The sequence below is a fragment of the Anaerotignum propionicum DSM 1682 genome (genome assembly GCF_001561955.1).
Classification (GTDB): Bacteria; Bacillota; Clostridia; order Lachnospirales; family Anaerotignaceae; genus Chakrabartyella; species Chakrabartyella propionicum.
Map to the genome: position 1 here is coordinate 1 of NZ_CP014223.1, position 25,761 is coordinate 25,761.

At 37.5% G+C, this 25,761-nt stretch carries 23 protein-coding genes, 1 tRNA gene, 1 riboswitch and 1 other annotated feature; of the genes, 21 read left to right on the top strand and 3 right to left on the bottom strand.

Going from position 1 to position 25,761, the window contains the following annotated elements; translation table 11 throughout:
- Positions 1-97 precede the first annotated feature (97 nt).
- On the top strand, positions 98-1,429 hold the full coding sequence (gene dnaA, locus CPRO_RS00005; protein WP_096348647.1) for a chromosomal replication initiator protein DnaA: 1,332 nt from the start codon (positions 98-100) through the stop codon (positions 1,427-1,429).
- Here the strand turns inward: dnaA and CPRO_RS00010 are convergent.
- A complete protein-coding gene (locus tag CPRO_RS00010; protein ID WP_066046472.1) occupies positions 1,416-1,601 on the bottom strand; it encodes a hypothetical protein in 186 nt (61 codons plus the stop codon). The genes dnaA and CPRO_RS00010 overlap by 14 nt on opposite strands.
- Before the next feature lie 82 nt (positions 1,602-1,683).
- Here CPRO_RS00010 and dnaN point away from each other — a divergent pair, with 82 nt between their 5' ends.
- The 18 genes from dnaN to CPRO_RS00095 all read left to right on the top strand — a co-directional run bounded on the left by dnaN (position 1,684) and on the right by CPRO_RS00095 (position 21,694).
- Positions 1,684-2,787: a DNA polymerase III subunit beta gene (dnaN, locus tag CPRO_RS00015; RefSeq protein WP_066046474.1), complete on the top strand. Its 1,104-nt coding sequence runs from the start codon at positions 1,684-1,686 to the stop codon at positions 2,785-2,787.
- A gap of 37 nt (positions 2,788-2,824) precedes the next feature.
- Complete coding sequence (locus tag CPRO_RS00020; RefSeq protein ID WP_066046476.1) at positions 2,825-3,043, top strand: RNA-binding S4 domain-containing protein; 219 nt, start codon at positions 2,825-2,827, stop codon at positions 3,041-3,043.
- Between the two features lie 365 nt (positions 3,044-3,408).
- Positions 3,409-4,518, top strand: a complete 1,110-nt coding sequence (gene recF / locus CPRO_RS00025) for a DNA replication/repair protein RecF (protein WP_066046478.1) — start codon at positions 3,409-3,411, stop codon at positions 4,516-4,518.
- Positions 4,519-5,065: 547 nt separating this feature from the next.
- Positions 5,066-6,967, top strand: a complete 1,902-nt coding sequence (gene gyrB, locus CPRO_RS00030; RefSeq protein ID WP_066046480.1) for a DNA topoisomerase (ATP-hydrolyzing) subunit B — start codon at positions 5,066-5,068, stop codon at positions 6,965-6,967.
- A gap of 374 nt (positions 6,968-7,341) precedes the next feature.
- Positions 7,342-9,876, top strand: a complete 2,535-nt coding sequence (gene gyrA / locus CPRO_RS00035) for a DNA gyrase subunit A (protein WP_066046482.1) — start codon at positions 7,342-7,344, stop codon at positions 9,874-9,876.
- Between the two features lie 202 nt (positions 9,877-10,078).
- Positions 10,079-10,369 (top strand): hypothetical protein, encoded by a 291-nt coding sequence (locus tag CPRO_RS00040; protein WP_066046484.1) that lies wholly within the window; start codon positions 10,079-10,081, stop codon positions 10,367-10,369.
- A 209-nt stretch (positions 10,370-10,578) separates the two neighbouring features.
- Positions 10,579-11,754: a CapA family protein gene (locus CPRO_RS00045; protein WP_066046486.1), complete on the top strand. Its 1,176-nt coding sequence runs from the start codon at positions 10,579-10,581 to the stop codon at positions 11,752-11,754.
- Positions 11,755-11,844: 90 nt separating this feature from the next.
- Positions 11,845-12,573, top strand: coding sequence for a FadR/GntR family transcriptional regulator (locus CPRO_RS00050; RefSeq protein ID WP_066046488.1), 729 nt, complete (start codon positions 11,845-11,847; stop codon positions 12,571-12,573).
- Positions 12,574-12,798: 225 nt separating this feature from the next.
- Positions 12,799-14,007: an arginine--tRNA ligase gene (gene argS / locus CPRO_RS00055; RefSeq protein WP_330383848.1), complete on the top strand. Its 1,209-nt coding sequence runs from the start codon at positions 12,799-12,801 to the stop codon at positions 14,005-14,007.
- 101 nt (positions 14,008-14,108) lie between these two features.
- Positions 14,109-14,492: a DALR anticodon-binding domain-containing protein gene (locus CPRO_RS15965; protein ID WP_330383849.1), complete on the top strand. Its 384-nt coding sequence runs from the start codon at positions 14,109-14,111 to the stop codon at positions 14,490-14,492.
- Between the two features lie 17 nt (positions 14,493-14,509).
- On the top strand, positions 14,510-15,418 hold the full coding sequence (locus CPRO_RS00060; protein WP_066046490.1) for a YegS/Rv2252/BmrU family lipid kinase: 909 nt from the start codon (positions 14,510-14,512) through the stop codon (positions 15,416-15,418).
- Positions 15,419-15,556: 138 nt separating this feature from the next.
- Positions 15,557-16,330: a ParA family protein gene (locus tag CPRO_RS00065; protein WP_066046492.1), complete on the top strand. Its 774-nt coding sequence runs from the start codon at positions 15,557-15,559 to the stop codon at positions 16,328-16,330.
- A 3-nt stretch (positions 16,331-16,333) separates the two neighbouring features.
- Positions 16,334-17,230 carry a ParB/RepB/Spo0J family partition protein gene (locus CPRO_RS00070; protein ID WP_066046494.1) on the top strand — a complete coding sequence of 299 codons (897 nt, stop codon included), beginning with the start codon at positions 16,334-16,336 and terminating at the stop codon, positions 17,228-17,230.
- Between the two features lie 6 nt (positions 17,231-17,236).
- The gene (locus tag CPRO_RS00075) at positions 17,237-18,055 is read left to right on the top strand and encodes a DUF4446 family protein (RefSeq protein WP_066046496.1); all 819 of its coding nucleotides are present in this window, start codon (positions 17,237-17,239) and stop codon (positions 18,053-18,055) included.
- A gap of 189 nt (positions 18,056-18,244) precedes the next feature.
- On the top strand, positions 18,245-19,048 hold the full coding sequence (locus tag CPRO_RS00080) for a Cof-type HAD-IIB family hydrolase (RefSeq protein ID WP_066046499.1): 804 nt from the start codon (positions 18,245-18,247) through the stop codon (positions 19,046-19,048).
- A gap of 103 nt (positions 19,049-19,151) precedes the next feature.
- Positions 19,152-19,354, top strand: a binding site (T-box leader).
- 81 nt (positions 19,355-19,435) lie between these two features.
- Positions 19,436-20,725: a serine--tRNA ligase gene (gene serS / locus CPRO_RS00085; protein ID WP_066046501.1), complete on the top strand. Its 1,290-nt coding sequence runs from the start codon at positions 19,436-19,438 to the stop codon at positions 20,723-20,725.
- Between the two features lie 264 nt (positions 20,726-20,989).
- Positions 20,990-21,077 (top strand) — tRNA-Ser (locus tag CPRO_RS00090).
- Between the two features lie 138 nt (positions 21,078-21,215).
- Positions 21,216-21,319, top strand: a riboswitch (guanidine-I (ykkC/yxkD leader).
- 54 nt (positions 21,320-21,373) lie between these two features.
- Positions 21,374-21,694, top strand: coding sequence for a DMT family transporter (locus CPRO_RS00095; RefSeq protein ID WP_066046503.1), 321 nt, complete (start codon positions 21,374-21,376; stop codon positions 21,692-21,694).
- 230 nt (positions 21,695-21,924) lie between these two features.
- On the opposite strand, the gene CPRO_RS00100 is transcribed toward CPRO_RS00095, so the two are convergent.
- Positions 21,925-22,650, bottom strand: coding sequence for an SIMPL domain-containing protein (locus tag CPRO_RS00100; RefSeq protein ID WP_066046505.1), 726 nt, complete (start codon positions 22,648-22,650; stop codon positions 21,925-21,927).
- Between the two features lie 152 nt (positions 22,651-22,802).
- Here CPRO_RS00100 and CPRO_RS00105 point away from each other — a divergent pair, with 152 nt between their 5' ends.
- Positions 22,803-23,741 (top strand): carbohydrate kinase family protein, encoded by a 939-nt coding sequence (locus tag CPRO_RS00105; RefSeq protein ID WP_066046507.1) that lies wholly within the window; start codon positions 22,803-22,805, stop codon positions 23,739-23,741.
- 161 nt (positions 23,742-23,902) lie between these two features.
- On the opposite strand, the gene CPRO_RS00110 is transcribed toward CPRO_RS00105, so the two are convergent.
- Positions 23,903-24,982, bottom strand: coding sequence for a PTS sugar transporter subunit IIC (locus tag CPRO_RS00110; protein ID WP_066046509.1), 1,080 nt, complete (start codon positions 24,980-24,982; stop codon positions 23,903-23,905).
- Between the two features lie 294 nt (positions 24,983-25,276).
- Between CPRO_RS00110 and spoIIID the strand changes: the two genes are divergently transcribed.
- Positions 25,277-25,534 (top strand): sporulation transcriptional regulator SpoIIID, encoded by a 258-nt coding sequence (gene spoIIID, locus CPRO_RS00115; RefSeq protein ID WP_066046511.1) that lies wholly within the window; start codon positions 25,277-25,279, stop codon positions 25,532-25,534.
- The last annotated feature ends 227 nt before the right edge of the window (positions 25,535-25,761 follow it).

The window sequence follows — 25,761 nt, forward strand, 5'->3', positions numbered from 1 at the left end:
ACGGCTTGTCTCTCATTAAGAAGCTTTTCTTTCACAGCCATCTACATTTAATTGTGAATAACGAGATTGTTATCCACAAAATTTTAACAGGAGGTACATAATGGAACAAATAAATGAATTGTGGAACGAAGCACTAAAAATTATCGAGGAAGAAAGCTCCGCCGTTAGTTTTGAGACATGGTTTCGTCCCATTGTACCCTACGGCTTGCAGGATCATTGTCTATATTTGCAGGTAGATAATCCCTTGGCCAAGGATATGCTGGAAAAACGTTACTTTGATTTGCTGAAAAATACCATAAAACAGGTTACAAAAACAGATTTGGAAATCATTATTTTAATGGGCAATGAGTTGCCTGTTAAATTAATGGAGAAAAAAGAAGTACAAAAACAAGGTACTGAAATTCCAAGAAATCTAAATCCCAAATATGTATTCAGCTCCTTTGTGGTTGGTAACAGCAACCGTATGGCTCATGCGGCATCTCTGGCGGTTGCCGAAGCACCGGCAAAAAACTATAACCCATTATTTTTATACGGTAACTCCGGTTTGGGCAAAACCCATCTTATGCATTCCATCGCCCATTATATTTTGGATAACAATAGTTCAGCCAAGGTTTTATATGTAACCAGTGAAACCTTTACCAACGAATTGATTCTTTCTATTCAAAACAATAGAAACGAGGCTTTTCGTAATAAATATAGAAATATCGACGTTCTTTTGATTGATGATATACAGTTTATTTCCAAAAAAGAAGGTACTCAGGAGGAATTCTTCCATACCTTTAATGCATTGTATGAATCAACAAAGCAAATTATTATTTCCTCGGACCGACCGCCTAAGGAAATTGAAACTTTAGAAGATAGATTGCGCAGCCGCTTTGAAATGGGCTTAATTGCAGATATTCAACCACCGGACTATGAAACAAGAATTGCAATTTTGCGAAAAAAAGCAGAACGGGATAATTTGCAGGTTCCTGATGATGTTTTGGCATATATCGCAAAAAATATTGCTTCAAATATTCGTGAATTAGAGGGTGCTTTGACCAGAATTGTTGCATTTGCAACATTGACAAACCAAGATATCTCTATTTTCTTGGCAGAGAACTCATTAAAAGATATTTTCAGTGAGAATGCTTCTGCGCCAATTACCCCTGATTCCATTCAAGAAATCGTGGCGGAACATTTTAATATTCGCATAGAAGATATACAAGGAAGCAAAAAACCCAAAAATATTGCTTTCCCCAGACAAATATCTATGTATTTATGCAGAAAATTATTAGATATTTCTCTACCAAAGATTGGTGAAAGTTTTGGAGGACGTGACCATACAACTGTAATTCATGCAATTTCTAAAATTGAAAAGCAGTTGGAAAATGATACGGCATTGCAAAACACCATTTTGCAGCTGGAGAAGGTAATTAAGGGGCAATAATTTTTCCACATTGCCTTGTGGAGCAGGCTAGGGAAAGACTGTGGACAACTTTTGACAATTCAGCCTTGCTGTGCATACTGTGGATAAGCCTATCTGTTACCCCCATGGCTTCCACATGGCTTGTCAACATCCAAAATTCTTGATTCTTGGGGAAAAAAGAGGTTTTCCACAAACCCACAGCCCCTACTACTGCTACTGCGGATTAAATCTTATTTATTTCTTCAAACACTGTGTGAAAAGGAGTTGTGAACAACTTGAAATTGATTTGTAAAAAAGATCTACTGTTACAGTACATAAATATCGTGAATAAAGCGGTTTCCAATCGTACCACACTGCCTATTTTGGAATGCATCTTACTAACTGCTGATGATAAAGGCTTTGTTCTGACTGGAAATGATTTAGAATTGGGAATTAAAACCGCTGCTATTGAAGCTGACATTTTGGAAAAGGGCGAAGTTGCCATTGAAGCTCGCATTTTTAATGAGATTGTTCGTCGATTAAACGGAGAGGACGTAACGATTTCAACAAATGAAAAAAATGCAGTAACCATCGTTTGCGGTTCTTCAGAGTTCAGCATTATGGGCCAAGGTGGAGATGATTTTCCGGCTTTGCCTGAGGTAGAACAAAATCAGGCATATACTTTAAAGCAAAATGACTTAAGAAACATGATTCGTCAGACCATTTTTTCCATTGCCCAAGATAATGCAAAACCTGTTTTAACAGGGGAATTATTTGAGTTTCATGATGAATTTTTTAATATAGTTTCTGTAGATGGCTATCGTATCTCTTACCGAAAAAATAATTTGATTCAAAGTTGTGGAAAAAATGATGTGATTGTTCCTGGTAAAACTTTAAGTGAATTGAATAAAATTTTATCTCAATCTGATGAAGATTTGGTTTCACTTTATGTGACAGACAAACATATTTTGTTTGATTTGGGCACAGCAATTATGGTTTCACGTTTGATAGAGGGGGATTTTATCCGTTATGAGCAAAGTTTTTCAGAGGATTTTAAAACTGAGGTTTTAGTAGATAAAAACCAAATGATTCAATCATTGGAACGTGCTTCATTGGTTTCCAGAGATAACAGAAAAACGCCGGTTCGCTTCCAAATCAAAACAAAAAATATGGAAATTACCGCTAAAAGTGATATGGGAACAGCTTTCGAGGAAATTTCTGTGGAAGTGGAAGGGGAAGAAATTTCCATTGCTTTTAATCCCCGTTATTTTATTGAAGCCCTGCGTTCTATTGATGAAGAAAACGTAAAAATTCACTTTACCGCTTCTTTAAGCCCTTGTACTATATTGCCTGTGGAGGGAGACTCCTTTAAATATTTGATTCTCCCACTAAGAATGTAATGATTTTATGTAAATAATAAGAAAGAAGGACTACTTTATGCAGGAAGTTGGAATTCAAACAGAATTTATTAAATTACAGCAGATTTTAAAACTTGCCGGTATCATCGGACAAGGTTCTGATGCAAGAGCCTTGATTGCGGAAGGTTTGGTTTATGTAAACGGAGAACAGGCTTTGGAAAGAGGAAAGAAAATACGCCACAATGATGTGGTTGAGGTGAAGGGATTAGGATCGGTAAAAGTTGTGATGGAAGATTAAATAATTTTACTCCTAATTTTTGAGATGTGTTTTAAGATTGTCAGTATAGAGTAAAACAAATAATAATTTGAACATAGTATCTTGTTCATTTTTAAGTGGGAAGGCCCGTATTGCAAATAAAATTTTGCAAAAAACAGCGGGCTTTTTTCGCTGTTATAAAAATATTGCTTTTGTGGACAAAATAATTCAACAGTTGCTTGTTTTCATTCAGAAATAAAATGTTTTTAAATAAGCAAGTGTTTATTTTTCTGTTTTTTTAGTATTAGAAATCGGATGTAGAAATAATAATTTTTGTTATTAATTTAACATATAATATTTTGTCGAATAATCTTTTTAAAATAATTTTGTATATCGGGTGGATATTTATGCAAATTTCGGAGGTTTCTTTGCAAGGCTTTCGCAATCTGATGGAGATGCAAATTAAACCGTCTCCAGGAATTAATGTTTTTTATGGGAAGAATGCTCAAGGGAAAACCAATTTTTTGGAATCCCTTTATTTATGTGCCATGGGAAGGTCTATGCGGACAAAATATGATTGGCAAATGATTGGTTTTCAAGAGGAAGAAAGCCACATCCGCTTATTAATCAATAAAAATAACCGAAAAGAGCGTATTGATGTTCATTTGAAACGAGATACCAAAAAGGGCATAGCCAGAAACGGTGTGCCCATCAAGAAGCTGGGGGATTTATTTGGTACTTTGTATACCGTAGTTTTTTCCCCTGAGGATCTTTCTTTGATTAAAGACGGGCCTGCAGAGCGGCGACGTTTTTTGGATATGGAGCTTTGTCAGCTTAGCCGCGTTTATTATTATGATTTGCAGCAATATTACCGTATTTTGAAGCAGAGAAATAATTTATTGCGGGAGATTCAGAAGAATTCGTCGTTACAAGACACTCTTTTTGTATGGGATGCCCAGTTGATTGATTACGGTGAGCGCGTTATGGCGGCTAGAACGGATTTTTTGAAAAGGCTGGATAAAATCGCCACTGAAAAGCTTAACGCTCTTACAGGGGGCTTAGATGCCCTAAAAATTATATATAAACCAAATTGCGAGCCGGGACATATGGAGGAAAGGCTAAAACGAAATTTGCAACGAGACATTTATTTAGGCAGTACCAATTTTGGGCCCCATAAAGACGATATTTTGTTTACCATTCATGGAAAGGATGTGAAAAGCTTCGGTTCTCAGGGTCAGCAACGAACTACAGCTTTGGCAGCTAGGTTGGCAGAAATTGATTTGATACGGGAAGAGACAGGGGAAGATCCTATTTTACTTTTAGATGATGTGTTGTCTGAATTGGATGAAAGAAGACAAAAATATTTGATGGAAAGTATTGATGGCTTGCAGGCGTTTTTGACTTGCACAGGAATTGAGGATGCAATAAAAAAATATATCAGCAAAGATAATTTGTTTTATGTGGAAAATGGAAAAATTGTCGCAGAGGATGGAATGGAAAAAAAGCGTAATGCCTAAAACATACGCTTTTTTTATTTCAATATGACATTAAAAATGTCTGTACGGGAAACACAAACTTTAAAATGTTCCAGAAAAAAGTTTTCAAAAAAGATATATTCTAAAAATTCCCTAAAATAATCCAAAAATACCCTATATTTTCTTAATGATTATCATATATTAATTAATAAGGAAGGAAAAACATTCGAAAGTTTCATTAAAAATTGATGTTTTCCTTGAAAATATAAGGTTTTCTTCTTGTAGAATTCTTTTAAAAATGTTATAATAGTTATGTATTAAAAACTCACTAAAAATTGGAACATAAAAAGTTCTTTTTTAGATTTTTTATTTCTTAATATTCAGACGTTTTTCTATGTATAGGGAATTTCAAAAAGCGTGTTTCATAGGATAACAAAATACACTAAAAAACAGTGTCTAAGCTTTAAAAAAAGTAAAAATTTTACCTATCATTTTTGATTTGAAATAGGTTTTATGATAGAAACCTATTTTTTCTTTGGCACAAAGCACGATGAAGAACCCTAAAAGATTTAGTTGAAGGAGAGGTTTTATGTCATCAGATTATAATGAAAGTCAAATCCAAGTGTTGGAAGGTTTAGAGGCGGTTAGAAAAAGACCGGGAATGTATATCGGTTCTACCAGCGCCAGAGGGCTGCATCATTTGGTTTACGAAATCGTGGATAATGCGGTGGATGAGGCCTTGGCAGGTTTTTGTACTGAAATAACCGTAAAAATTCATCCGGATAATTCTATTTCTGTTATGGATAACGGCCGAGGCATTCCCGTTGGTATTCAGCAGCAAAAGGGAATATCTGCCGTAGAGGTAGTATTTACGATTTTGCATGCCGGTGGTAAATTTGGCGGTGGGGGATATAAGGTTTCCGGTGGTCTCCACGGTGTTGGTGCATCAGTTGTAAATGCTCTGTCCACATGGCTGACGGTAAACATTCATACTGAAGGCAAGCTCTATGAGCAAAAATATGCCCGTGGTGATGTATTAGCACCCTTAACTGTCATTGGTGAGTCACAACAGCATGGTACCTATGTGCATTTCTTGCCCGATCCTGAAATTTTCGAGGAAACGGTTTTTACCTACGATATTTTAAAGCAGCGCTTGCGAGAAACGGCTTTTCTTACAAAAGGCTTGAAAATTAACCTCATAGATTTGCGTGAGGGGATAGAACAGAATCGTACTTTCCACTATGAAGGTGGTATTAAAGAATTTGTTGCTTATATTAATAAAAGCCGTCAGGCATTATATAGCGATATTTTTTATTGCTGTGGCCAGAAGGATGGTATTTTGGTGGAAGTGGCATTTCAGTATAACGATGGATATACCGAAAACATTTTTAGCTTTGTCAATAATATTAATACCCCTGATGGTGGTACCCATTTAATTGGTTTTAAAAGCGGTTTGACAAAAACATTGAATGATTACGGGAAAAAAATCGGTATTCTCAAGGATGCGGATAAGAAGCTTTCCGGTGATGATGTACGAGAAGGTATTTCCGCTGTTATCAGTATTAAAGTCGAAGATCCTCAGTTTGAAGGTCAGACAAAGGCGAAATTAGGCACAAGCGAAGCGAAGAATGCTGTTGAAAGCGTTTTAAGCGAATATTTTACCTATTATCTGGAGGAAAACCCTGCGATAGCTAAAAATATCATTGAAAAGGGTATGATGGCTTCCAGAGCCCGTGACGCTGCCAGAAAGGCAAGAGAATTGGTACGCCGTAAGACAGGCTTGGAGAATACAAGACTGCCCGGCAAGCTAACAGATTGTACCAGTAAGGACCCTTTTGAATGCGAAATTTACATCGTAGAGGGTAACTCTGCGGGGGGCAGTGCAATTAAGGCAAGAGACCCTAAAACACAAGCGATTTTACCTTTGCGAGGGAAAATTTTAAATGTGGAAAAGGCTAGACTGGATCGTATTTTAGGCAGTGAAGAAATTAAAAATATGATTACCGCTTTTGGCACAGGTATTTCAGAAGATTTTGATATTGATAAACTGCGTTATCATAAAATTGTTATCATGACAGATGCCGATGTGGATGGTGCCCATATCCGTACATTGCTTTTAACCTTCTTTTACCGCTATATGCCTCAATTAATTGAGGAAGGCAAGGTTTATGTTGCCCAGCCACCATTATACCGTGTGGAGAAGAATAAACAGCATTATTATGTTTATGACGACTTACAGTTAGAAACGTTATACAATGAGATTGGAAAAACAGGGATTAAAGAAGTACAGAGATATAAGGGTCTAGGTGAGATGGACTTTGATCAGTTGAGAGATACCACCATGGCTGTGGAACACCGTATTTTGAAAAAAGTTGACATCAGTGATGCTTTGATTGCCGACGAGATATTCAGTATGCTTATGGGGGACAGTGTAGAGCCACGTAGGGATTTTATTGCTGAAAATGCCCAGTATGCTGAAATGGATTATTAAGCGTTGGCTTTTTTGAAAAAAGGTCAGTTCCTTCAAGCTTTTTTCAAGGGTAAGACCTTAGGGACGCTGTCCCTAAGACCCTGCAAGGGCTGTGCCCTTGACCCAATATGGAAAACTGCGTTTTCCAAGGGATAATTTTTTAATTTAATTCTACCCTTCAAAAATGAAGTTTTAGAAATTAAAGGGTCAAGGGATGAAATCCCTTGTAGGGAAGTGGGGCAAAGCCCCAAGGTCTAAGAAAATAGAAATTCTAACCAATCTTCGAAAATGAAGTTTCTAAAATAAAGGGTCAAGGGATGAAATCCCTTGTGGGGAGTTGGGGCAAAGACCCAAGGTCTTGTCTTATCCCTTTAAATTTAAAAAGAGGTGAAAAAATGAGCGACGAATTCAAAGAAATAGATAAGGTCGTTTCCATAGATATCAACGAGGAAATGAAAAAATGCTATATCGATTACGCTATGAGCGTTATCGTTGCCCGTGCATTGCCCGATGTGCGGGATGGCTTAAAGCCAGTGCAAAGACGTATCCTCTTCTCTATGAATGAAATGAACCTTGACCCCAATAAAGGCTACCGTAAATCGGCCCGTATTGTGGGTGATACCATGGGTAAATACCACCCTCATGGTGATAGCTCTATTTATCAGGCAATGGTGCGTATGGCTCAGAATTTCTCAATGCGCTATATGCTGGTGGATGGCCACGGTAACTTCGGCTCGATCGATGGCTACGGCGCTGCTGCAAGCCGTTATACCGAGGCAAGAATGTCTAAAATTACAGCAGAATTGTTGGCGGATATCGAAAAAGATACCGTTGATTTTGTGCCAAACTACGATGAAAACGAAAAAGAACCTACTGTTTTGCCCGCTAGAATCCCTAACTTGCTGGTAAATGGCTCATCAGGTATCGCTGTTGGTATGGCAACCAATATACCACCGCATAACTTGACAGAGGTCATTAATGGTGTTGTTTGTATGATTGATAATACTATCAATGATAAAGATACCGATGTTGAGGAATTAATGGAGCATATCCAGGGCCCGGATTTCCCCACAGGTGCAACAATCCTTGGAAAAAGCGGAATTCGTGCAGCGTATCGTACCGGTAGAGGGAAAATTTTGGTTCGTGCATTGGCAGAAATTCAACCTATGTCAAACGGCCGTGAAAAAATTGTGGTTACAGAATTGCCCTATATGGTGAATAAACTTCGGTTGATTGAAAAAATAGCTGAGTTGGTAAAGGATAAACGTATTGAAGGCATTAACGATTTGTATGATGCCTCCGCTGGCGATGATATCCAGATTATTATTGAGCTGAAGAAAGATGTAAATGCCAATGTTATTTTGAATCAGCTTTATAAATATACCCAGCTTCAGGAAAGCTTTGGCGCGATTATGATTGCGTTGGTCAATGGTAAGCCTGAAACTTTAAACTTGAAGCAAATCATTTCGGAATACTTGAAACATCAGGAAAATGTGGTCACAAGAAGAACGAAATTTAATCTGGATAAAGCAGAAAAAAGAGCTCATATTCTGGAAGGTCTGCGTATTGCCATTGATAATATTGATGAGGTAATCCGCATAATCCGTACCAGCTATGATAATGCTAAGGAACGCCTGATGGAACGCTTTCAGCTTTCAGAGATTCAGGCGCAGGCAATCTTGGAAATGCAGCTGCGTCGTTTACAGGGCTTGGAGCACGAAAAAATCGATGCGGAGTATAAAGATTTGATGGAAAAAATTGCTCATTTTAAATCTTTGTTGGCAGATAGAAAATTAATGCTCGGCGTCATTAAGGATGAAATCACGTTAGTTCGGGATAAATATGGGGATGAACGCCGTACCCAGTTGGTGCAGAACCCCGGTGAAATTGATGTGGAGGATTTGATTGAGGAAGAAACTTGCGTTATGACTCTTTCTAACCTGAACTATATTAAGCGTACGCCTTTGGATACCTATAAGAGTCAAAATAGAGGTGGTAGAGGTATTGTTGGTATGCAGACAAGAGAGGAAGATTTTGTTAAAGATATGTTCCTTTCCTCCACCCATGATACCATTTTGTTCTTTACCGATCGGGGTAGAGTATACCGAATGAAAGGCTATGAAATTCCAGAAGCAGGGCGTACAGCAAGGGGCATGGCAATTGTGAATCTGCTGGAAATTGCTCCCGGTGAAAGCATTACTGCGATTATCCCTGTGAAGGAATTTAAGGAAGATGAATACCTTGTTATGATAACAAAACAGGGCATCATTAAGAAAACAGAGATGGCAAGCTTTGCAAATATCCGTAAGGGTGGCTTAATCGCTGTTAACTTAAGGGATGATGATAATCTGATTTCCGTTATGACAACCAATGGTGAAAACGAAATTTTTGTTGCAACAAGAAATGGTTTGGGTATTAAGTTCTCTGAAAAAGATGTGCGTCCTATGGGTCGTACGGCTACGGGTGTAAAGGCCATTACTCTGCGTGAGGAGGACTATGTGGTCTCTGCCGTGAAGATTATGGAAAATGCAGAAATTTTGAATGTAACGGAAAAAGGCTTTGGAAAACGTACGGAAACAGATGCGTTTACTGTGCAATATCGTGGCGGAAAAGGCTTGAAGGTGCATCAATTGACAGAAAAAACAGGCGCATTGACCGGTGTTTTATTGGTTGAGGAGAATGAAGAAGTGATGCTAATGACATCAGAAGGCATTATAATCCGCCTGCGTGCAAGGGATATTTCAACCATTGGCCGTGTTTCTCAGGGTGTGAAACTGATGAATTTGAATGACGGTGTAACGGTTGTGGGTATCGCAAAAATATCTGAGGAAGATATTAAAGATGATGAACTAGAGATTTTGGATGATGAAACCTCTGCAAACGAGGAAAGCTCTATTATCTCAGAAGAAGAAACTTCAATCACTGAATAAATAATAGACAAAAAGGATACCAACATTGTTGGTATCTTTTTTAGTTTAATATAATAAAGAAAAAAATAATTGCAATTATTTAAAAAAATTATTTGTTAATTTTATATAATTACATTAAAATTTTTGATGATTATTTGACAATTATTCATTATACTGCTAGAATCAAGTTAGATTGTATCAGAAAATCGAGGTGTATGGGAAGATGTGGGACATAGAGTTTTGTTTGGCAGTGGGGAAAGTAATTTCACTGGTTGTTTGTATGGTTTTTATTGAAGGCGTTGTGGCAAGCAGACCAAATGGGAAGTGGACAGGTGCCATTTTGCCGGTTTTTATGCTTCTGCTTTCTTTCTGGGTATTTTTCATGTGGAAAAATGCCATCTATTTTATTTTGGTGTTAGCACCTTCGTTATTATGTTGTTTTATATATTATATTTGCCGTCGCTCCATTAAAAATGGTACGGCACTGAGTTTAAATGAAGAAGAACCTAACTAATTTTTTGTGTAGTTTTTTATTTTAGTCAATGAAATTTTATAAAGCAAAGAATCAGAAATGAAAAAGCCCGTTTTACTTGCAGCCTATTCGCAAAAGCGGGCTTTCTTTTCTACATGCTTTCTTGGCCTTTTCTCAAAGAGATTTTATTTTTATAGTATTACGGATGTTATTTTACTAAAGTATATAACGCTTCTATTTGGAGGTATAAAATGAAAAAAATAATTTCACTGTTGTTTATATGTTTCTTTTTTACCTCCTGCTCAGCCGAAGGCCGGCAAAATTACTCTGTCTCCACGGGTCAAGCATTGCCTATTGTTAGAGAGGCTAAACTGGCGGTTGTGGGTGATATTATGGTACATGACTATCAATATCAAGAGGCGTATAACCCCTCCACGGGAAGCTATGACTTTATGCATAATTTTCAAGATGTAAAGAAATATTTCGATGGCTATGACCTTGTTCTGGGAAATTTAGAGTCAACCTTTGGTGGAACAGGACGAAGCTATTCTTCTTATCCCTGCTTTAATACCCCTGATGCATTTTTGGATGCAGTGAAAGACGCAGGCTTTGATATTTTGACCACGGCAAACAATCATTGTATGGATACGGGAAAGGCAGGATTAATCCGAACATTGGACAAGCTGGATGAAGTAGGAATTGCCCATATGGGAACGTATCGTTCAGCAGAAGATCGGGATAAAATTTTATATCAGAATGTCAACGGAATTAATTTTGCTTTTTTATCCTATACCTATGGAACCAATGGGATTGCTGTGCCTGACGCATATTTGGTGAATCTCATAGATGAGGATCAAATGGTAGCTGATATTAAAAAGGCCAGAGAGCGGGCAGATGTTGTTGTGGTTATGCCTCATATGGGTAACGAATATGAAAACTATCCAAAGGAAGTATTTCAAAAGTGGGCAGATTTGATGTTTCTTGCCGGGGCAGATATTATTCTAGCCAGTCATCCCCATGTATTGCAGCGTATGGAATACCGTAAGATAGACCATGGTGATGGTGAACATGATGGGTTTATTATTTATTCCTTAGGAAATTTTATTTCTTCTCAAACAACACCTCCCAGAAATGCATCTATTATTTTGCACCTAAGCGTTGAACAGGTGGGAGATGCACCACCAAATGTAACAAAGGTTTCTTTTGTTCCTGTTTGGACACAATTTAGAAATGCACAGGATAAGAACCACTTTGTGGTACGAAGTGTTTATGAAATGCTCACATTAGACCAAAATAAAAAAGATCAGCTTATCCGAAGAAAGGATCAAAAACGGTTGGCAGAGGTTCATGATGAAACAGCATCCTTTTTGCTAGATCGAAAAATTCCTATTTCAGAGATTCAAGAGGAATATGTATTTGAAAAATAAGAAAAGCTCTTGTCAGGCAAAAAAAACAATGATAAAATATGTCCATCGATGTTAAGAACATGTTAAGAATGTAGCGTTTGGAGGAGCAGTATGGAGAGGGATTATCTTGCGGAGAATGTAGCTTATTTGACCAAGGATTTAGGTAAATGCAATATTTCCCAAAATTTGTTCCAGCGGTTTAAGGAACTGATTATGGGTGGAGTGCTCCCGGCAGGATATATGCTGCCGAATGAAAATATTGTAAGTGATATGTTAAAAGTTGGACGTAGTACCCTACGAGAGGCTTATACGGCTTTGGCTGTTTTTGGTTTTATTAAGCGCTCAAAAGCAGGTACTTTTATCAATGAAATTGATAATATTGTGAATATTGCTCCTTTTAGTATTACGGTGGAAAATTCTGATATAGGTGACCTATTGGAATTTAGATATATGTTGGAAGCGGAAACGGCAAGCTATGCAGCAAAAAGGGCTACCCCTGAGGATATCGCAAATATCACCTTTTGTTATGAAAAAATGGTGGAAAGCAAACATGATGTGAATTTATTTGTAGATTATGACACCATGTTTCATTTGCAAGTTTCAGCGGCAACTCATAACAATCTTCTCATCAGTACGATGATTGCCGCCAAAGAATCCTTTGAAAAGGGCATTAGGCTGGCACTGCGGGAGTCTCTTACACAAAATCCCAGGGCTATTGATGTAACTCTTGATTTGCATGGAAAACTATTAGATGCAATCAAAAATGGAGATTATCAAACGGCTTATGCAGTGATGAGAGAACATATTTCCTATGTGAATTTGACTGTGAAGTACGGCTGAAAGTTTGAAAAGGCGATCGATTGAAAAGACATCCTGAAAGCGGAGCATGAATCTCTAATGGGATGTTTTTTTTTCGTTAAAAATTTGATTATAATATCCTATGAATTGGTGTTTCCCTTGATTTTACTGGGGTTTTATGATAGAGTTTATAGAAGTACGCACTTATTTTTTATTATTTTTATACATGTAATTTGATCTTATGAATTCTGATTGGAGGATTTTAATATGGATTTTAAAATGGAGGTTGCCGGACTCTTAGCAAAGGCCACGGAGCTTTCTTTGGAAGATGCTTTAAACACAGTAGAAATACCCGGAAACAAGGCCATGGGAGATTTTGCATTTCCCTGCTTTCGTTTGGCAAAGGTGTTTCGCAAAGCACCCCCAATGATTGCGCAAGAGGTTGCAGAAAAGCTGGACAAGCCTGCGTTTATTGAAAATATTCAAGTGGTTGGTGCATATATCAATTTTTTTGTAAAAAAGGGTATTTATGCTCAGGAGATTTTGTCAAAGGTATTAGCTGAAAAAGAGAATTATGGAAAAAGTGATATTGGTGCGGGAAAAACTGTGGTTATCGATTATTCCTCACCAAATATTGCAAAACCTTTTCATGTGGGACATCTGCGCTCTACAGTAATTGGAAATGCAATATATAAAATATATGAAGCTTTAGGTTACAACTGTGAAGGTGTCAATCACTTGGGGGATTGGGGCACACAGTTTGGTAAGTTGATTGTTGCCTATCATAATTGGGGTAGTAAAGAGGCTGTTGAAAACCAAGGCATTCAGGAGTTAATGCGCATTTATGTAAAATTTCATGATGAAGCTGAGAAAAACCCTGCTTTAGATGATGAAGCCAGACTTTGGTTTGTAAAAATGCAGGAGGGCGATGAAGAAGCGCTCACACTTTGGAAATGGTTTTATGATATTAGTATCAAGGAATTTGAACGAGTTTATAAAATGCTTGGTGTAAAATTTGATGCGTATACCGGAGAAAGCTTTTACAACGATAAAATGGCTCCTGTTGTGGAGGAATTAAAAGCAAAAAATATTCTTAAGGAAAGCGAAGGTGCAATGATTGTTGATTTGGAGCATAAAAATATGGCCCCTTGCCTAATTATTCGTAAAGACGGCGGCACCCTTTATGCAACCAGAGATATCACGGCGGCATTGTACCGTAAAAAAACATATAATTTTGATAAGTGCATTATTTTGACGGCATTAGATCAAAATCTCCATTTTGCTCAATGGTTTGAAGTAATTCATTTGATGGGCTATGATTGGTATAAAGATTTGATTCATGTTCCCTTTGGCTTGGTAAGCTTGGATAGTGGTAAGCTTTCAACTCGCCATGGCAATGTTATATTAATGGAAGATTTGTTGAATCAGGCAATTGGGGAAACAAAGAAAATTATTGAGGAAAAAATCCATCTTTAGAAAATAAAGAAGAGGTTGCAAAGCAAGTTGGTATTGGTGCAGTCATTTTTAACGACTTATATAATGGTCGTATCAAGGATGTAGTCTTTTCATGGGAAAGAATGCTTAACTTTGATGGGGAAACAGGACCTTATGTGCAGTATACTCATGCCAGAGCTTGCAGTATTTTAAAACGAGCTGGGGAAATTAGTCTGGACGATATTCACTTTGATGCTCTTTCTGATGAAGCTTCATTGGATATTTGCAAGCTTCTGGAGGCATATCCTGAAAAAATAAAGGATGCAGCAAATAAACTGGAGCCTTCTGTAGTGACAAGACATTTGGTTGCAATGGCTCAGGCATTTAACAAATTTTATCATGATAATCCTATTTTAAATAGTGAAGAAGATGTCCGTCAGGCACGTTTGGCCGTTGTAGTGGCTGTAAAAACAGTTATGAAGGAAGGCCTAAGCCTTTTGGGCATTGATGCACCAGAGCAAATGTAAAAGTGAGGTGTTTTACCATGAAAAAGCTAAAGTTGATTTATAACCCATTTTCTGGGAATAAAAGCTTTAAATTTGATTTGGATGTTTGTATTGGTATTTTTCAGGATGGGGGATTTGAGGTTCATCCTTTTCGTACCATGACGGAAGGGGATATTACAAAGCATATTGAGCAAATGCCTGATGATTATGACTTAATTGTTGCTTCCGGTGGCGATGGAACCGTAAATATTGTATTAAATGCAATGATGAGGCGGAAAATGGATATACCACTAGGCATTATTCCCTCAGGAACAGCAAATGATTTTGCAACCTTTCTTGGATTCAAAAGTGGACAGGTTGAAGATGCTTGCCATGCCATTGCCAATACTCATCCTGTTGCCATAGATTTGGGGCTTGTGAACGGCACAACTTACTTCATTAATGTTTGTGCAGGTGGACTTCTCACCAATGTATCTCAGACTGTAGATAAAGATTTAAAAAATGTTCTTGGAAGTCTTTCTTATTATTTAAAAGGGGTAGAACAAATCCCAAACTTTCATAAAATACCTTTTCGTATTACAACCAGTAGCCAAGTTGTCGAAGAGGATTTGTATTTGTATATGATTATGAATAGTGCCGGTACGGGTGGTTTCACAAAACTTTCTCCACAGGCATCTATTCAGGATGGTATGTTTGAATTGATTGCAATTCGTGGAAGACCATTAATAGAGCTGTCTCCTTTGTTTTTAAAAATGCTAACAGGAGATCATATCAATGATACGAAAAATATCTTATATTTAAGGGATTCTTATTTTAAGATAGAATGTCTTGCGGATGATTTTAAAATTATGGAGTCAACTGTTGATGGAGAAATGGGACCAAGAATGCCTTTTGAAGTGAAGGTGATTCCCAAGGCCATCCGTGTTTTTGTAAATCCAAGACGCTAATTATGTTTCACGTGAAACATAATTTGTGAAGAGCATTAAAACAGTAGTGTTTCACGTGAAACATTACTGTTTTTTCTTTTCAATCACAAGGGTATGTGCTATAATTTTTGCAGATAGCAATGAAAGGCGGGAGAATCCATGGGTAAAGTACGGGTTATTGCAGTGACCAATCAAAAGGGTGGAGTAGGAAAAACTACTACAGCAATCAACTTATCTGCCAGTTTAGCTACATATGGAAAGAAAGTCCTTGTAATAGATGCAGATCAACAGGGAAATACAACCAGTGGCCTTGGTCTTGATAAAAATGGTATGGAATTAACAATATATAATATGTTTTTAGGTGAAGCTACAATTAGCGATATTAAACAACCTACCTGTGTAGAGGGTTTAGAAATCATTCCTGCGAATATTAGCCTTACTGGGGCGGAAATAGAGTTGATCGGAAAAGAAGAAAGAGAATTTATATTAAAAGAAGAGTTGGAAAAAATAAAAGAGTCCTATGATTTTATTATTATTGATTGTCCTCCTTCTTTAAATCTCATTACAATTAATGCTCTTACAGCCGCCAATACTGTGTTGGTTCCTATCCAATGTGAATATTTTGCTTTGGAGGGGTTAGAGCAGTTGCTTCATACCATTAATTTGGTAAAAAAAAGATTAAATCCTTACTTAGAAATAGAAGGAATTGTATTTACCATGTTTGATGCAAGAACAAATTTATCTTTGCAGGTGGTAGAGGAAGTAAAGCGAAGCCTAGGAAGCAGTGTATATCGTAGTATTATTCCAAGAAATGTTCGATTGGGGGAAGCACCAAGCCATGGACTTCCCATCCATTTATATGACCCCAAATCCAAAGGGGCAGAAAGTTATGCACTTTTAGCAGAAGAAGTTATCGAAAGGGAGTGGAGTTAATTTATGGCTGCTAAAAAAATGGGATTAGGTTCTAAAGGAATGGGATTAGAAGCATTGATCAATAATAAGTTGGAAGATTTAAAAGAAACAGGAAAAGATATGGGTAAAACCGGCGTTTGGGAAATTGAGATAGATATGATTGAGCCAAATAGGAAACAGCCAAGAAAATATTTTGATGAGACTGCTCTGGAAGAGCTGGCTGCGTCCATAAAAACTTATGGTATGATTCAGCCTGTGGTAGTTCGTAAAAATGGAGACTACTATGAGATTATTGCAGGGGAAAGACGTTGGAGAGCAGCAAAAATTGCTGGATTGAAAAAAATACCTGCCATTGAAAGGAAATGGGAAGACGCTGAGGCTTTTGAAGCAGCTTTGGTGGAAAACTTACAAAGAGAAGACTTAAATCCCATTGAAGAGGCTGAAAGCTATCGTCGATTGCAGGACGAATTCAGCCTTAGTCAGGAGCAAATTTCAACAAAAGTAGGGAAAAGTCGTTCTGCAATTACTAATTCTCTGCGTTTATTACAGCTAGATTCGAGGGTTTTAAACTTTGTTGTTGAAAATAAGCTGTCAAGCGGTCATGCTAGAACACTCCTTTCCATTACGGATAAAGAGCGTCAGTTTGAATTGGCGGAGCATGTGATTGAAGAAGAATTGAGCGTAAGAGCCACAGAAGCCTTGGTGAAAGCAGAGCTAAGTCAAAAAGAGAAAAGCAAAAATGACAAAAAAGAATTATCAGAAAATGCAAATCAAAAAGCAGTTGAGGATGAATTAAAAACTATTTTCTCCACAAAGGTGCGAATCAGTCAAATGAAAAATAAGGGGAAAATTGAAATTACGTATTATTCTCAAGAAGATTTGGATAGACTTTTAACCATGATGAAAAGAATGGAAGGATAATTACAAATGGAATTGCAGCAAGATTATATCATATATATTCTTATAGGCTTAGGCATATCGGTGCTTCTACTTTTCATTTTGTGTGTTGTCCTATTTGTAAAGTTCAATGGACAAAAGAAAAGATATGATTTTTTTATGGGCACCAACCGTAGACCTAGCCATAATTTAGAGATGAAATTAGAAAAATATTATAAAAGCTCAAAAGAAATTGAAGGAAAGTACGGAAAACTGTTGGATATGGTTACCGATATGGACAAAACCATGAAAAGCAATATCCAAAAGGTTGGTTTGGTACGCTATAATCCTTTTGAAGAAATGGGAGGGAATCTTTGCTTTGCTTTAGCTCTACTAGATGGTGAGGACAATGGTGTAGTATTGAATGGCATTCATAGCCGTACGGGATCCTTCACTTATGCCAAACCCATTCAAATGGGTGTGAGCATATATATGCTTTCAGAAGAAGAGATAAAGGCTGTGCAAATGGCAAAGGATCAGGCATATCACCCAGAGCATGAAAAGGTACTAAAGGTTAAATTTAAGCCTGCTTTCCGTAAGAAGGACAAAGAACCTGTTATGGAGGAACAGCTGCAACTTGATATTTCCAAGGAGGAAATGCCAAAAGAGGCAACAGGAGAAATTGGGGATGTTACCATGGCTGAAAAAGAACAAATTTTCCAAGAAGAGGTCATGGCAAGTCAAATTGCAGTGGTAGATATGTTAAGTGAAGATATGGAAGAAGCGGAAGCAGTCGATTTTGAAGAAGATATTTTTCAAGAATTGCCGCCTTTCATTGAAAAAGAACTATTGAAAGAAGAAATAGAATGAAAATGTGGTGGAAAAAGGAAAAGAGTTTTTCCTAAACCACCTTTTTTCTTAAAAAAATGTGTATATGTGTATAAAACATGTGGATATTGTGGATAACCAATAGGAATATTTTAAAATTCTGTTTGAAAATTTTAAAAAACATATAGTTATCCACAAAATGTTGATAAAGGAGTGTAAAAGGAGTAAAGTATGGGCTATGAAATGATTTTCTCTGACATGGATGGCACTTTATTAAAAAATGATACGGAAGTATCGGAGAAAAATAATGTGGCAATTCAGCAAGCAATAAAAAAAGGCGTACAGTTTGTAATTTGCACCGGCAGAGGTGTATTTGGTGTGGAACGCTTTCTTGAGCAATTGAATTTAATTGGAAAAGAAGGCTATGCTATTTGTCAGAATGGTGGCGCAGTGTATGACTTAAGGGATATGTCCCTGGCAATACGTGAAAGCTTTTCTCCAAAAACCTATGCCCCCATCGCAAAATTTGCCAGAGAACTTGGTTTGGAGCTGTATTATTATGATGACCGAAAATTTATGGCCGAGATTGAGACAGACCGAGTAAAACAATATTGCAAGGTTATGGGGAGCGGTGTTGAAGTTGTAAAAGAGCCTCTAAAATATCAAGGTGAATTTACAAAATCTCTTATTTCAGGAAAGAAAGAGAAATTGCTTTTGGTGCAAAAAATGGTGCAGGAAACTGCGGGAAATGAGCTAGATTGCTTTTTTTCAAGCAAAATATTCATGGAAGTTGTAAAAAAAGGAGTAAGCAAAGGTAATATTATGGAACAAACCGCAAAAAAAGCAGGGGTGCCTTTAAATTCAGTCATAGCAATAGGGGATAGTCATAATGATATTTCTATGATAAAAAAAGCTGGGTTGGGGATTGCAGTAGCTAACGCAGAGCCGGAGGTAAAAGAAATCGCAGATTATATTACAAGAAATCGATGCGAACAGGATGCTGTGGCAGAAATTATAGAAAAATTCATACTTTAAGTTAACATAACTCTGAATTTTGCAACAAAATTGGAAAAGCTCGAAAAACTATTGATTTTTCTTTGCAAACTGGTATATAATAGTGGGGCAAAGCGTGTGGCGAATATTCGCCCATAGGAAAGCTAAGTTTTCTGTATTTCTTCAGAGAGTCGGCGTTTGGTGCGAGCCGATGAAACAAGGAAAATGCTCCACTTTCCCAGCTGCCGATGAAAGTCGGAAGGGTAAGCCCTATATCGCTGTTTAAAGAGGTTCGAAAATTTTTCGGGCAATCTGGGTGGCAACGCGGGAAATACTCTCGTCCCTGTTTTTTATGGGATCGGGGGTTTTTTTATTTACTCCGATTTCCCAAATTCGTATAAGCTTAGAAAGAATAAGGAGGAAAAAAAGATGTTAGATATTAAATTTGTAAGGGAAAATCCCGATGTGGTAAGAGAAAATATTAAAAAGAAATTTCAGGATAATAAGTTGCCTTTAGTAGACGAGGTAATTGCCTTAGACCTTGAAAACAGAGAAATTAAGCAAGAGGTTGAAGTGCTTCGTGCAGAAAGAAACAAGCTCTCCAAAGAAATCGGCGGGTTAATGGCAAAGGGCTTAAAGGATGAAGCAGAAGCAGTAAAGGCAAAAATTGCGGCAGAAGCAACAAGAGTTGATGAGCTGACAGAAAAGGAAAAAGAGGTAGAGGAAAAAATCAAGAAAATCATGATGACAATTCCAAATATCATTGATCCTACTGTTCCTATTGGCAAAGATGATAGTGAAAATGTGGAAGTGCAAAAATACGGCGAACCTGTTGTGCCTGATTTTGAAATTCCCTATCATACAGAGATTATGGAAAGCTTCGATGGTCTTGACTTGGAAGGCGCAAGAAGAGTTGCGGGTAATGGTTTTTACTATCTGATGGGGGATATCGCTCGTTTGCATTCTGCAGTTTTATCATATGCCAGAGATTTTATGATTGACCGTGGCTTCACATATTGCATTCCTCCTTTCATGATTCGTAGTAACGTTGTTACAGGCGTTATGAGCTTCGCAGAAATGGATGCCATGATGTATAAAATCGAAGGAGAAGACCTTTATCTGATTGGTACCAGCGAACATTCCATGATTGGTAAATTTATTGATACCATGAATAAGGAGGAAGATTTACCTCAAACCTTAACAAGCTATTCTCCTTGCTTCCGTAAGGAAAAAGGAGCTCATGGTATTGAAGAGCGTGGCGTATACCGCATTCATCAATTTGAAAAGCAGGAAATGATTGTTGTATGTAAGCCAGAAGACAGCCCTATGTGGTATGATAAATTATGGGAAAACACCGTTGATTTGTTCCGCACTATGGATATTCCCGTGCGTACTTTGGAATGTTGCTCCGGCGACTTGGCAGATCTAAAGGTAAAATCTGTTGACGTGGAAGCATGGTCCCCAAGACAGAAAAAATATTTTGAAATCGGAAGCTGCTCTAACTTAGGAGATGCTCAGGCAAGAAGATTAGGTATCCGTGTAACTTCTGCGGATGGTAAGAAATATTTTGCTCATACTTTAAATAATACCGTTGCCGCACCTCCCAGAATGCTGATTGCTTTCTTGGAAAATAACTTACAGGCAGATGGTTCCGTGCGCATCCCTGAAGTATTGCGTCCTTATATGGGTGGCTTAGAGAAACTGGAAAAGAAGAAATAATTTTTCAGAATATAAATTGGGGAGCTGTGCTTGTCATAGCTCCCATTTATAAAACGGTTTATACTTTTTAAATGGATTTCAATGAAAAAGCTAGAAATATCTACACAACCGATGAAAATGTCTTGTATTTTTGACATACCCATTGTGGTTGTATACAAGGCTAATATGAATATCTGTTATGAGAAAAAAATAAAATAATTTGCAAATACTTTTCCTTGACAAACCTGATGAAAAATGATATGATATTTTGGCAGTAGGTTTTTTGGAGAAGTACTCAAGAGGCTGAAGAGGTGCCCCTGCTAAGGGTATAGGTCGTTAACGCGGCGCGAGGGTTCAAATCCCTCCTTCTCCGTTTTAAACAGACAAATTTCGTTAAGAGGTTTGTCTGTTTCTTATATCACGGATAAAATCAAATTTATAAGTTGGTATGACTTTTGGCTTATATAGCTGATACAAAATTTATTATGTTATAATTAGTTTTAAACTAAAAATCAAAGTTTTATAGGGTTCCGCAGTTTAAAATTGATAACTGGTCAGGTCCGAGATAAAACGCACAGTTTGCTGTGTACACGGAGGGATAAAAGCCTGGGAGATATTAAAAAATATCTCTTAGGCTTTTTTTATTTAATTTAAAAAGGAGTGAAAATTATGAAATGGGTTTATTTAATGATTGCAGGTGTTTGTGAAGTGGGGTGGGCTTTAGGCTTAAAGTATACTGATGGATTTACAAAACTTATGCCCAGTATACTTACTATAGCAGGAATGATAGCGAGCTTCTATTTTTTATCATTGACATTAAAAGAACTTCCATTAGGAACTGCATATGCAATTTGGACAGGAATTGGTACGGTTGGTACAGTATTTTTGGGGATACTTTTATTTAAAGAACCTATTGATATTGTTCGGTTGATTTGCATTGGTTTTATCGTAGTAGGAATTATAGGATTGAAGATCGTCTCTCCTCATTAATAAACTTTCTGTTATATTAAAAAACAATAAGTGAAAATTTAATTTGAAGATGGGGCGTTAAAGATTTTTAACTACTGTACATTGTTCCGTTACTAACCCAACAAAAGTCATGTATACGGTTTTAGTTTGAATATTCTGTTGTATATAAAAAAGCCCAATTGCATAGCAATTGGGCTCTATTAAAGGTAAAAATTTCTACTTCTTAGAAGATGATATTATATTGAACGTTCTTAAAGGCCATAGGTAGCGGTAATAGTAGCTGTAACCTTTACTTTATCATACTGAATTACGGTTTGATTATTACTGCCATAACCGGAATCCAACACGGCTCTTTCTTTGTAAACAGCTGCTTCTTGATAAGAAGCATATGATTCATGTTCCTCAACGTTTAAAATTTCTCCTAAAGGCTTACCATATGCTGTTGCAATGACATTGGCAGAGTTGGAAGCATTCTTAACAGCCTGCTGTAAAGCTTGGGTATAATACCGGTTTGTGTCTTCCAATGAGAAAACCACATTGTTAAAGCCTGTAGCACCTGCTTTCAATGCCCCATCAATATAGGTTCCCACATTGTCAATGTCTTTTACCGTTGCATCCAAGTTAATGTTTGCCTGATATCCACTAATGCTGCTTTTTCCTGTTTCGGCGTCATATTGATAGGTAGGATATACAGCGGAATAGCTTGTAATGATTTTATCTTTAGCAATTCCCATTTCTTCTAATTTGCTTACAACCTTTGCTGAAATCAGGTTGTTGTCCTTTTGTGCTGCTTCAGCGGTTTTACCTGTGCTTTGAATGGTAAAAGAGATTGTGGCAACATCAGGTTGAACGTTCACCACTCCTGTCCCTGTGGTGGTGATGGAATTTCTTTCTGCCGCAAAAACGGCTGAGGCAGAGCCAAGAGCAAGTGCTGCTGCCAAAGATGCGGTAATTAATAAACGTTTCATATTTTTCATTTATATTTCCCCTTTCCTTTTGAAGGCTTCATTATTTTTTCATTTTATATGACGTAGCTTTTTTTCCATAGTTCCCAAAAAAAGAAAATATTCGAAATTTTTATTTTTTATGCTATACTAGAAACAGTGAATAAAGTTAGGAGAGAACAATAATGAAACAAACGCTGGTAATCGGTTCTGCAGTGGTGGATGTAATTGTAAATATCCCTCATTTGCCTGTAACAGGAGAGGATATTCATATCTCCAAGCAAAGCCGCTCTTTGGGAGGTTGTGCATTTTTAACCTCAGATATTTTGCGTCATTTTTCTGCACCCTATAGCCTTTGTACTGCCGTAGGGGGAGGTATTTATGGCAATTTTGTATTGGACAGGCTTACAGAGCGAGGAGTTTCAATCTATGTAAGGCGCCCTGAGGAAGAAAATGGTTGCTGTTATTGCATGGTGGAAGCGGGAGGTGAGAGAACCTTTATCGTGGACCACGGCATTGAATATACTTTTGAGGAGTCTTATTTGGAGAACATTCATCAAGAATCCATAGACAGCGTATATATTTGTGGCTTGGAAATTGAAGAGCATACAGGAATGAATATCATACAATATTTAAAAAAACATCCAGAATATCAAATATATTTTTCACCAAGCCCCCGCATTCTGAAAATTGATGGGGCACGTATGGCTGAGGTTTTAAAGCTTCATCCAATTATGCATCTCAATGAAAAAGAGATTATGGATTTTACCGCCGAACCTACCATTGAAAAGGGGGCAAGAAAGCTGTTTGAAAAAACAGAACGTCCTGTGATTGTAACTCTGGGGGAAAAAGGTTCTTATTGCTATGATGGAGAAAAGGATTATTATGCCTCTCCTGTAAAAACAACGGTAGTGGATACCATTGGCGCGGGGGATTCCCATATGGGAGCAATCATCTCCGCACGACGCTTTGGACTAAATTTCAAAGAAGCTATAGAAGCGGCGAATTATATTTCTGCAGCTGTAGTGGCCAAAGAAGGTGGACTTCTGGAAGAGGCGGATTTTAGGGGAGCCTTCTCAAAAATGCCTATGAGATTGCAAGAGAAGTTTTTTGTTTACAAATAAATGTCATGGAAAAAGCCTCTATAATTGGTATGGTATTTTACCTTTTTATAGGGGCTTCTAATTGCAAAAAATTTCTATGTTTTCTGTTTGTATGGTATAAAAGCGCAATTTTATATAAAATTGAAAAAAGTGTCGATTCTATTCTATCGACACCCTTATTATTATAAATTTAATTTTAGATCATTTTCTCGAATCCAACCAATTCTTCTTAAAATATAAGCGAAAATTAAGGTTAATATTGCGGGAAGAATGAAGCAAATCATGGCCATGCCCAGCCAGTCAAAAGCAGTAATTGCACTTTTAGTCCCGGCAGCAATGTCATTTACCCAGCCTGTATAAAGGCCGATTTGCCCCACAAGGCCACAGGTACCCATCCCGGAGGCAACGGCATCCCCGTTCATTTTCATTTGGAAGAAGCAGGTAGCAATTGGCCCAGTGATGGCTGATGCCAAAGTTGGAGGTATCCAAATTTTCGGATTTTTCACGATATTACCCATTTGCAGCATGGAGGTTCCAATCCCTTGGGCAAATAAACCGCCCCATTTGTTCTCAGGAAAGCTCATAACTGCAAATCCGATCATTTGGGCACAGCATCCAGCCACTGCAGCACCGCCGGCAAGACCGGTCAGTCCTAAGGTGGCACAAATTGCCGCACTGCTGATGGGTAGTGTCAAGGCAATGCCAACAATAACAGCAACCAGTATGCCCATAAGGAAAGGTCTAAGCTCCGTGGCCCACATAATGGTGTTTCCTACGCCATTTGCAAGTGCCCCCAAAGTCGGCCCCCACCACATAGCCAATAATACACCTATGATAATTGTTACAGAGGGTGTTACTAAAATATCAATTTTTGTTTCCTTTGATACAGCTTTACCAAATTCTGCTGCAAAAATTGTAACAACCAGAACAGCCAAAGGACCACCTGGACCCCCCAAGCTATTGGCCGCACCGCCTACTGCAATTAATGAGAAAAGAACCAGAGGCGGACATTTCAGTGCATAGCCAATGGCAATGGCCATAGCAGGGCCGGTAACGCTTTTTGCATAGCCCCCAATTTCTACTAAAATCTCAATACCAAGCTGCTGACCTATTGTGGTAAGAATGGTGCCAATCAGCAAAGAAGCAAATAAACCCTGTGCCATTGCCCCTAAGGCTTCAATTCCGTATCGCTTTGCAGAAAACTCAATATCTTTACGCTTAAGGAATGAACCAAAGCCATGGGTATAACCATTTTTTTCCATAACGACCTCCCATAAAAATTAAAATTTTTTAAGATTTATTATACTGTTTGTTTTATAAAAATACAAGAATAATTGATAAAAATTTATTAAACTTCGTATTTTTTTACATTGGCTTTACAAGTTCTTTGTGAAGCTAATTACATTATAAAATAATCATGCCCAACAATTGCCGTAAAATTTTAAAAAAACAAAATTCAAGCACTACTTCTTTAAGAAATCCCCGAAAAGGTTCATATATGATGTTAGTGTTCGCATATAAATAATCCAAGATGATCTTTAGGGGAGTGCTACGGTTTGAAAACATATATCGAAGAGAGGGCGGTAGAGGTGGCAAAATTTATGATCCATACTAACGCCACTGTCAGAGAAACGGCGAAAAAATTTGGGATCAGTAAATCAACGGTACATAAAGACATTACTGACCGTGTAGAACGTATTGATCCGGAATTGGCTAGATCTGTTCGTCGTGTGCTTGAGGTCAATAAAGCAGAACGCCACATTAGAGGCGGTATGGCCACCAAAGAAAAGTATCTTCATAGGTTAAAAGGTTAATTCTTATATTATTAAGGAAACGCTGGTTTATTCCGCGGGCACATTTAAAAAGGGGTGAATTTTCGTTGTGAAGCAAAAATTTCCCGGAGCATCTGTACACCCTTTGTTAAATCAGCGCTTCCTAGAAAAAACTTATGTGATTGCAGAAAATGCAATGTTAAGCTTTTTATTTGATTCAGGAAAGTAAAACCCCCATTGCACGAATTAATTCCTTGCAATAGGGGCTT

Coding starts and splice junctions, on each gene's coding strand:
- CPRO_RS00020 (WP_066046476.1), top strand. CDS start 2,825: ATGCAGGAAGTTGGAATTCAAACAGAATTTATTAAATTACAGCAGATT.
- recF (WP_066046478.1), top strand. CDS start 3,409: ATGCAAATTTCGGAGGTTTCTTTGCAAGGCTTTCGCAATCTGATGGAG.
- gyrB (WP_066046480.1), top strand. CDS start 5,066: ATGTCATCAGATTATAATGAAAGTCAAATCCAAGTGTTGGAAGGTTTA.
- gyrA (WP_066046482.1), top strand. CDS start 7,342: ATGAGCGACGAATTCAAAGAAATAGATAAGGTCGTTTCCATAGATATC.
- CPRO_RS00040 (WP_066046484.1), top strand. CDS start 10,079: ATGTGGGACATAGAGTTTTGTTTGGCAGTGGGGAAAGTAATTTCACTG.
- CPRO_RS00045 (WP_066046486.1), top strand. CDS start 10,579: ATGAAAAAAATAATTTCACTGTTGTTTATATGTTTCTTTTTTACCTCC.
- CPRO_RS00050 (WP_066046488.1), top strand. CDS start 11,845: ATGGAGAGGGATTATCTTGCGGAGAATGTAGCTTATTTGACCAAGGAT.
- argS (WP_330383848.1), top strand. CDS start 12,799: ATGGATTTTAAAATGGAGGTTGCCGGACTCTTAGCAAAGGCCACGGAG.
- CPRO_RS15965 (WP_330383849.1), top strand. CDS start 14,109: ATGCTTAACTTTGATGGGGAAACAGGACCTTATGTGCAGTATACTCAT.
- CPRO_RS00060 (WP_066046490.1), top strand. CDS start 14,510: ATGAAAAAGCTAAAGTTGATTTATAACCCATTTTCTGGGAATAAAAGC.
- CPRO_RS00065 (WP_066046492.1), top strand. CDS start 15,557: ATGGGTAAAGTACGGGTTATTGCAGTGACCAATCAAAAGGGTGGAGTA.
- CPRO_RS00070 (WP_066046494.1), top strand. CDS start 16,334: ATGGCTGCTAAAAAAATGGGATTAGGTTCTAAAGGAATGGGATTAGAA.
- CPRO_RS00075 (WP_066046496.1), top strand. CDS start 17,237: ATGGAATTGCAGCAAGATTATATCATATATATTCTTATAGGCTTAGGC.
- CPRO_RS00080 (WP_066046499.1), top strand. CDS start 18,245: ATGGGCTATGAAATGATTTTCTCTGACATGGATGGCACTTTATTAAAA.
- serS (WP_066046501.1), top strand. CDS start 19,436: ATGTTAGATATTAAATTTGTAAGGGAAAATCCCGATGTGGTAAGAGAA.
- CPRO_RS00095 (WP_066046503.1), top strand. CDS start 21,374: ATGAAATGGGTTTATTTAATGATTGCAGGTGTTTGTGAAGTGGGGTGG.
- CPRO_RS00100 (WP_066046505.1), bottom strand. CDS start 22,650: ATGAAAAATATGAAACGTTTATTAATTACCGCATCTTTGGCAGCAGCA.
- CPRO_RS00105 (WP_066046507.1), top strand. CDS start 22,803: ATGAAACAAACGCTGGTAATCGGTTCTGCAGTGGTGGATGTAATTGTA.
- CPRO_RS00110 (WP_066046509.1), bottom strand. CDS start 24,982: ATGGAAAAAAATGGTTATACCCATGGCTTTGGTTCATTCCTTAAGCGT.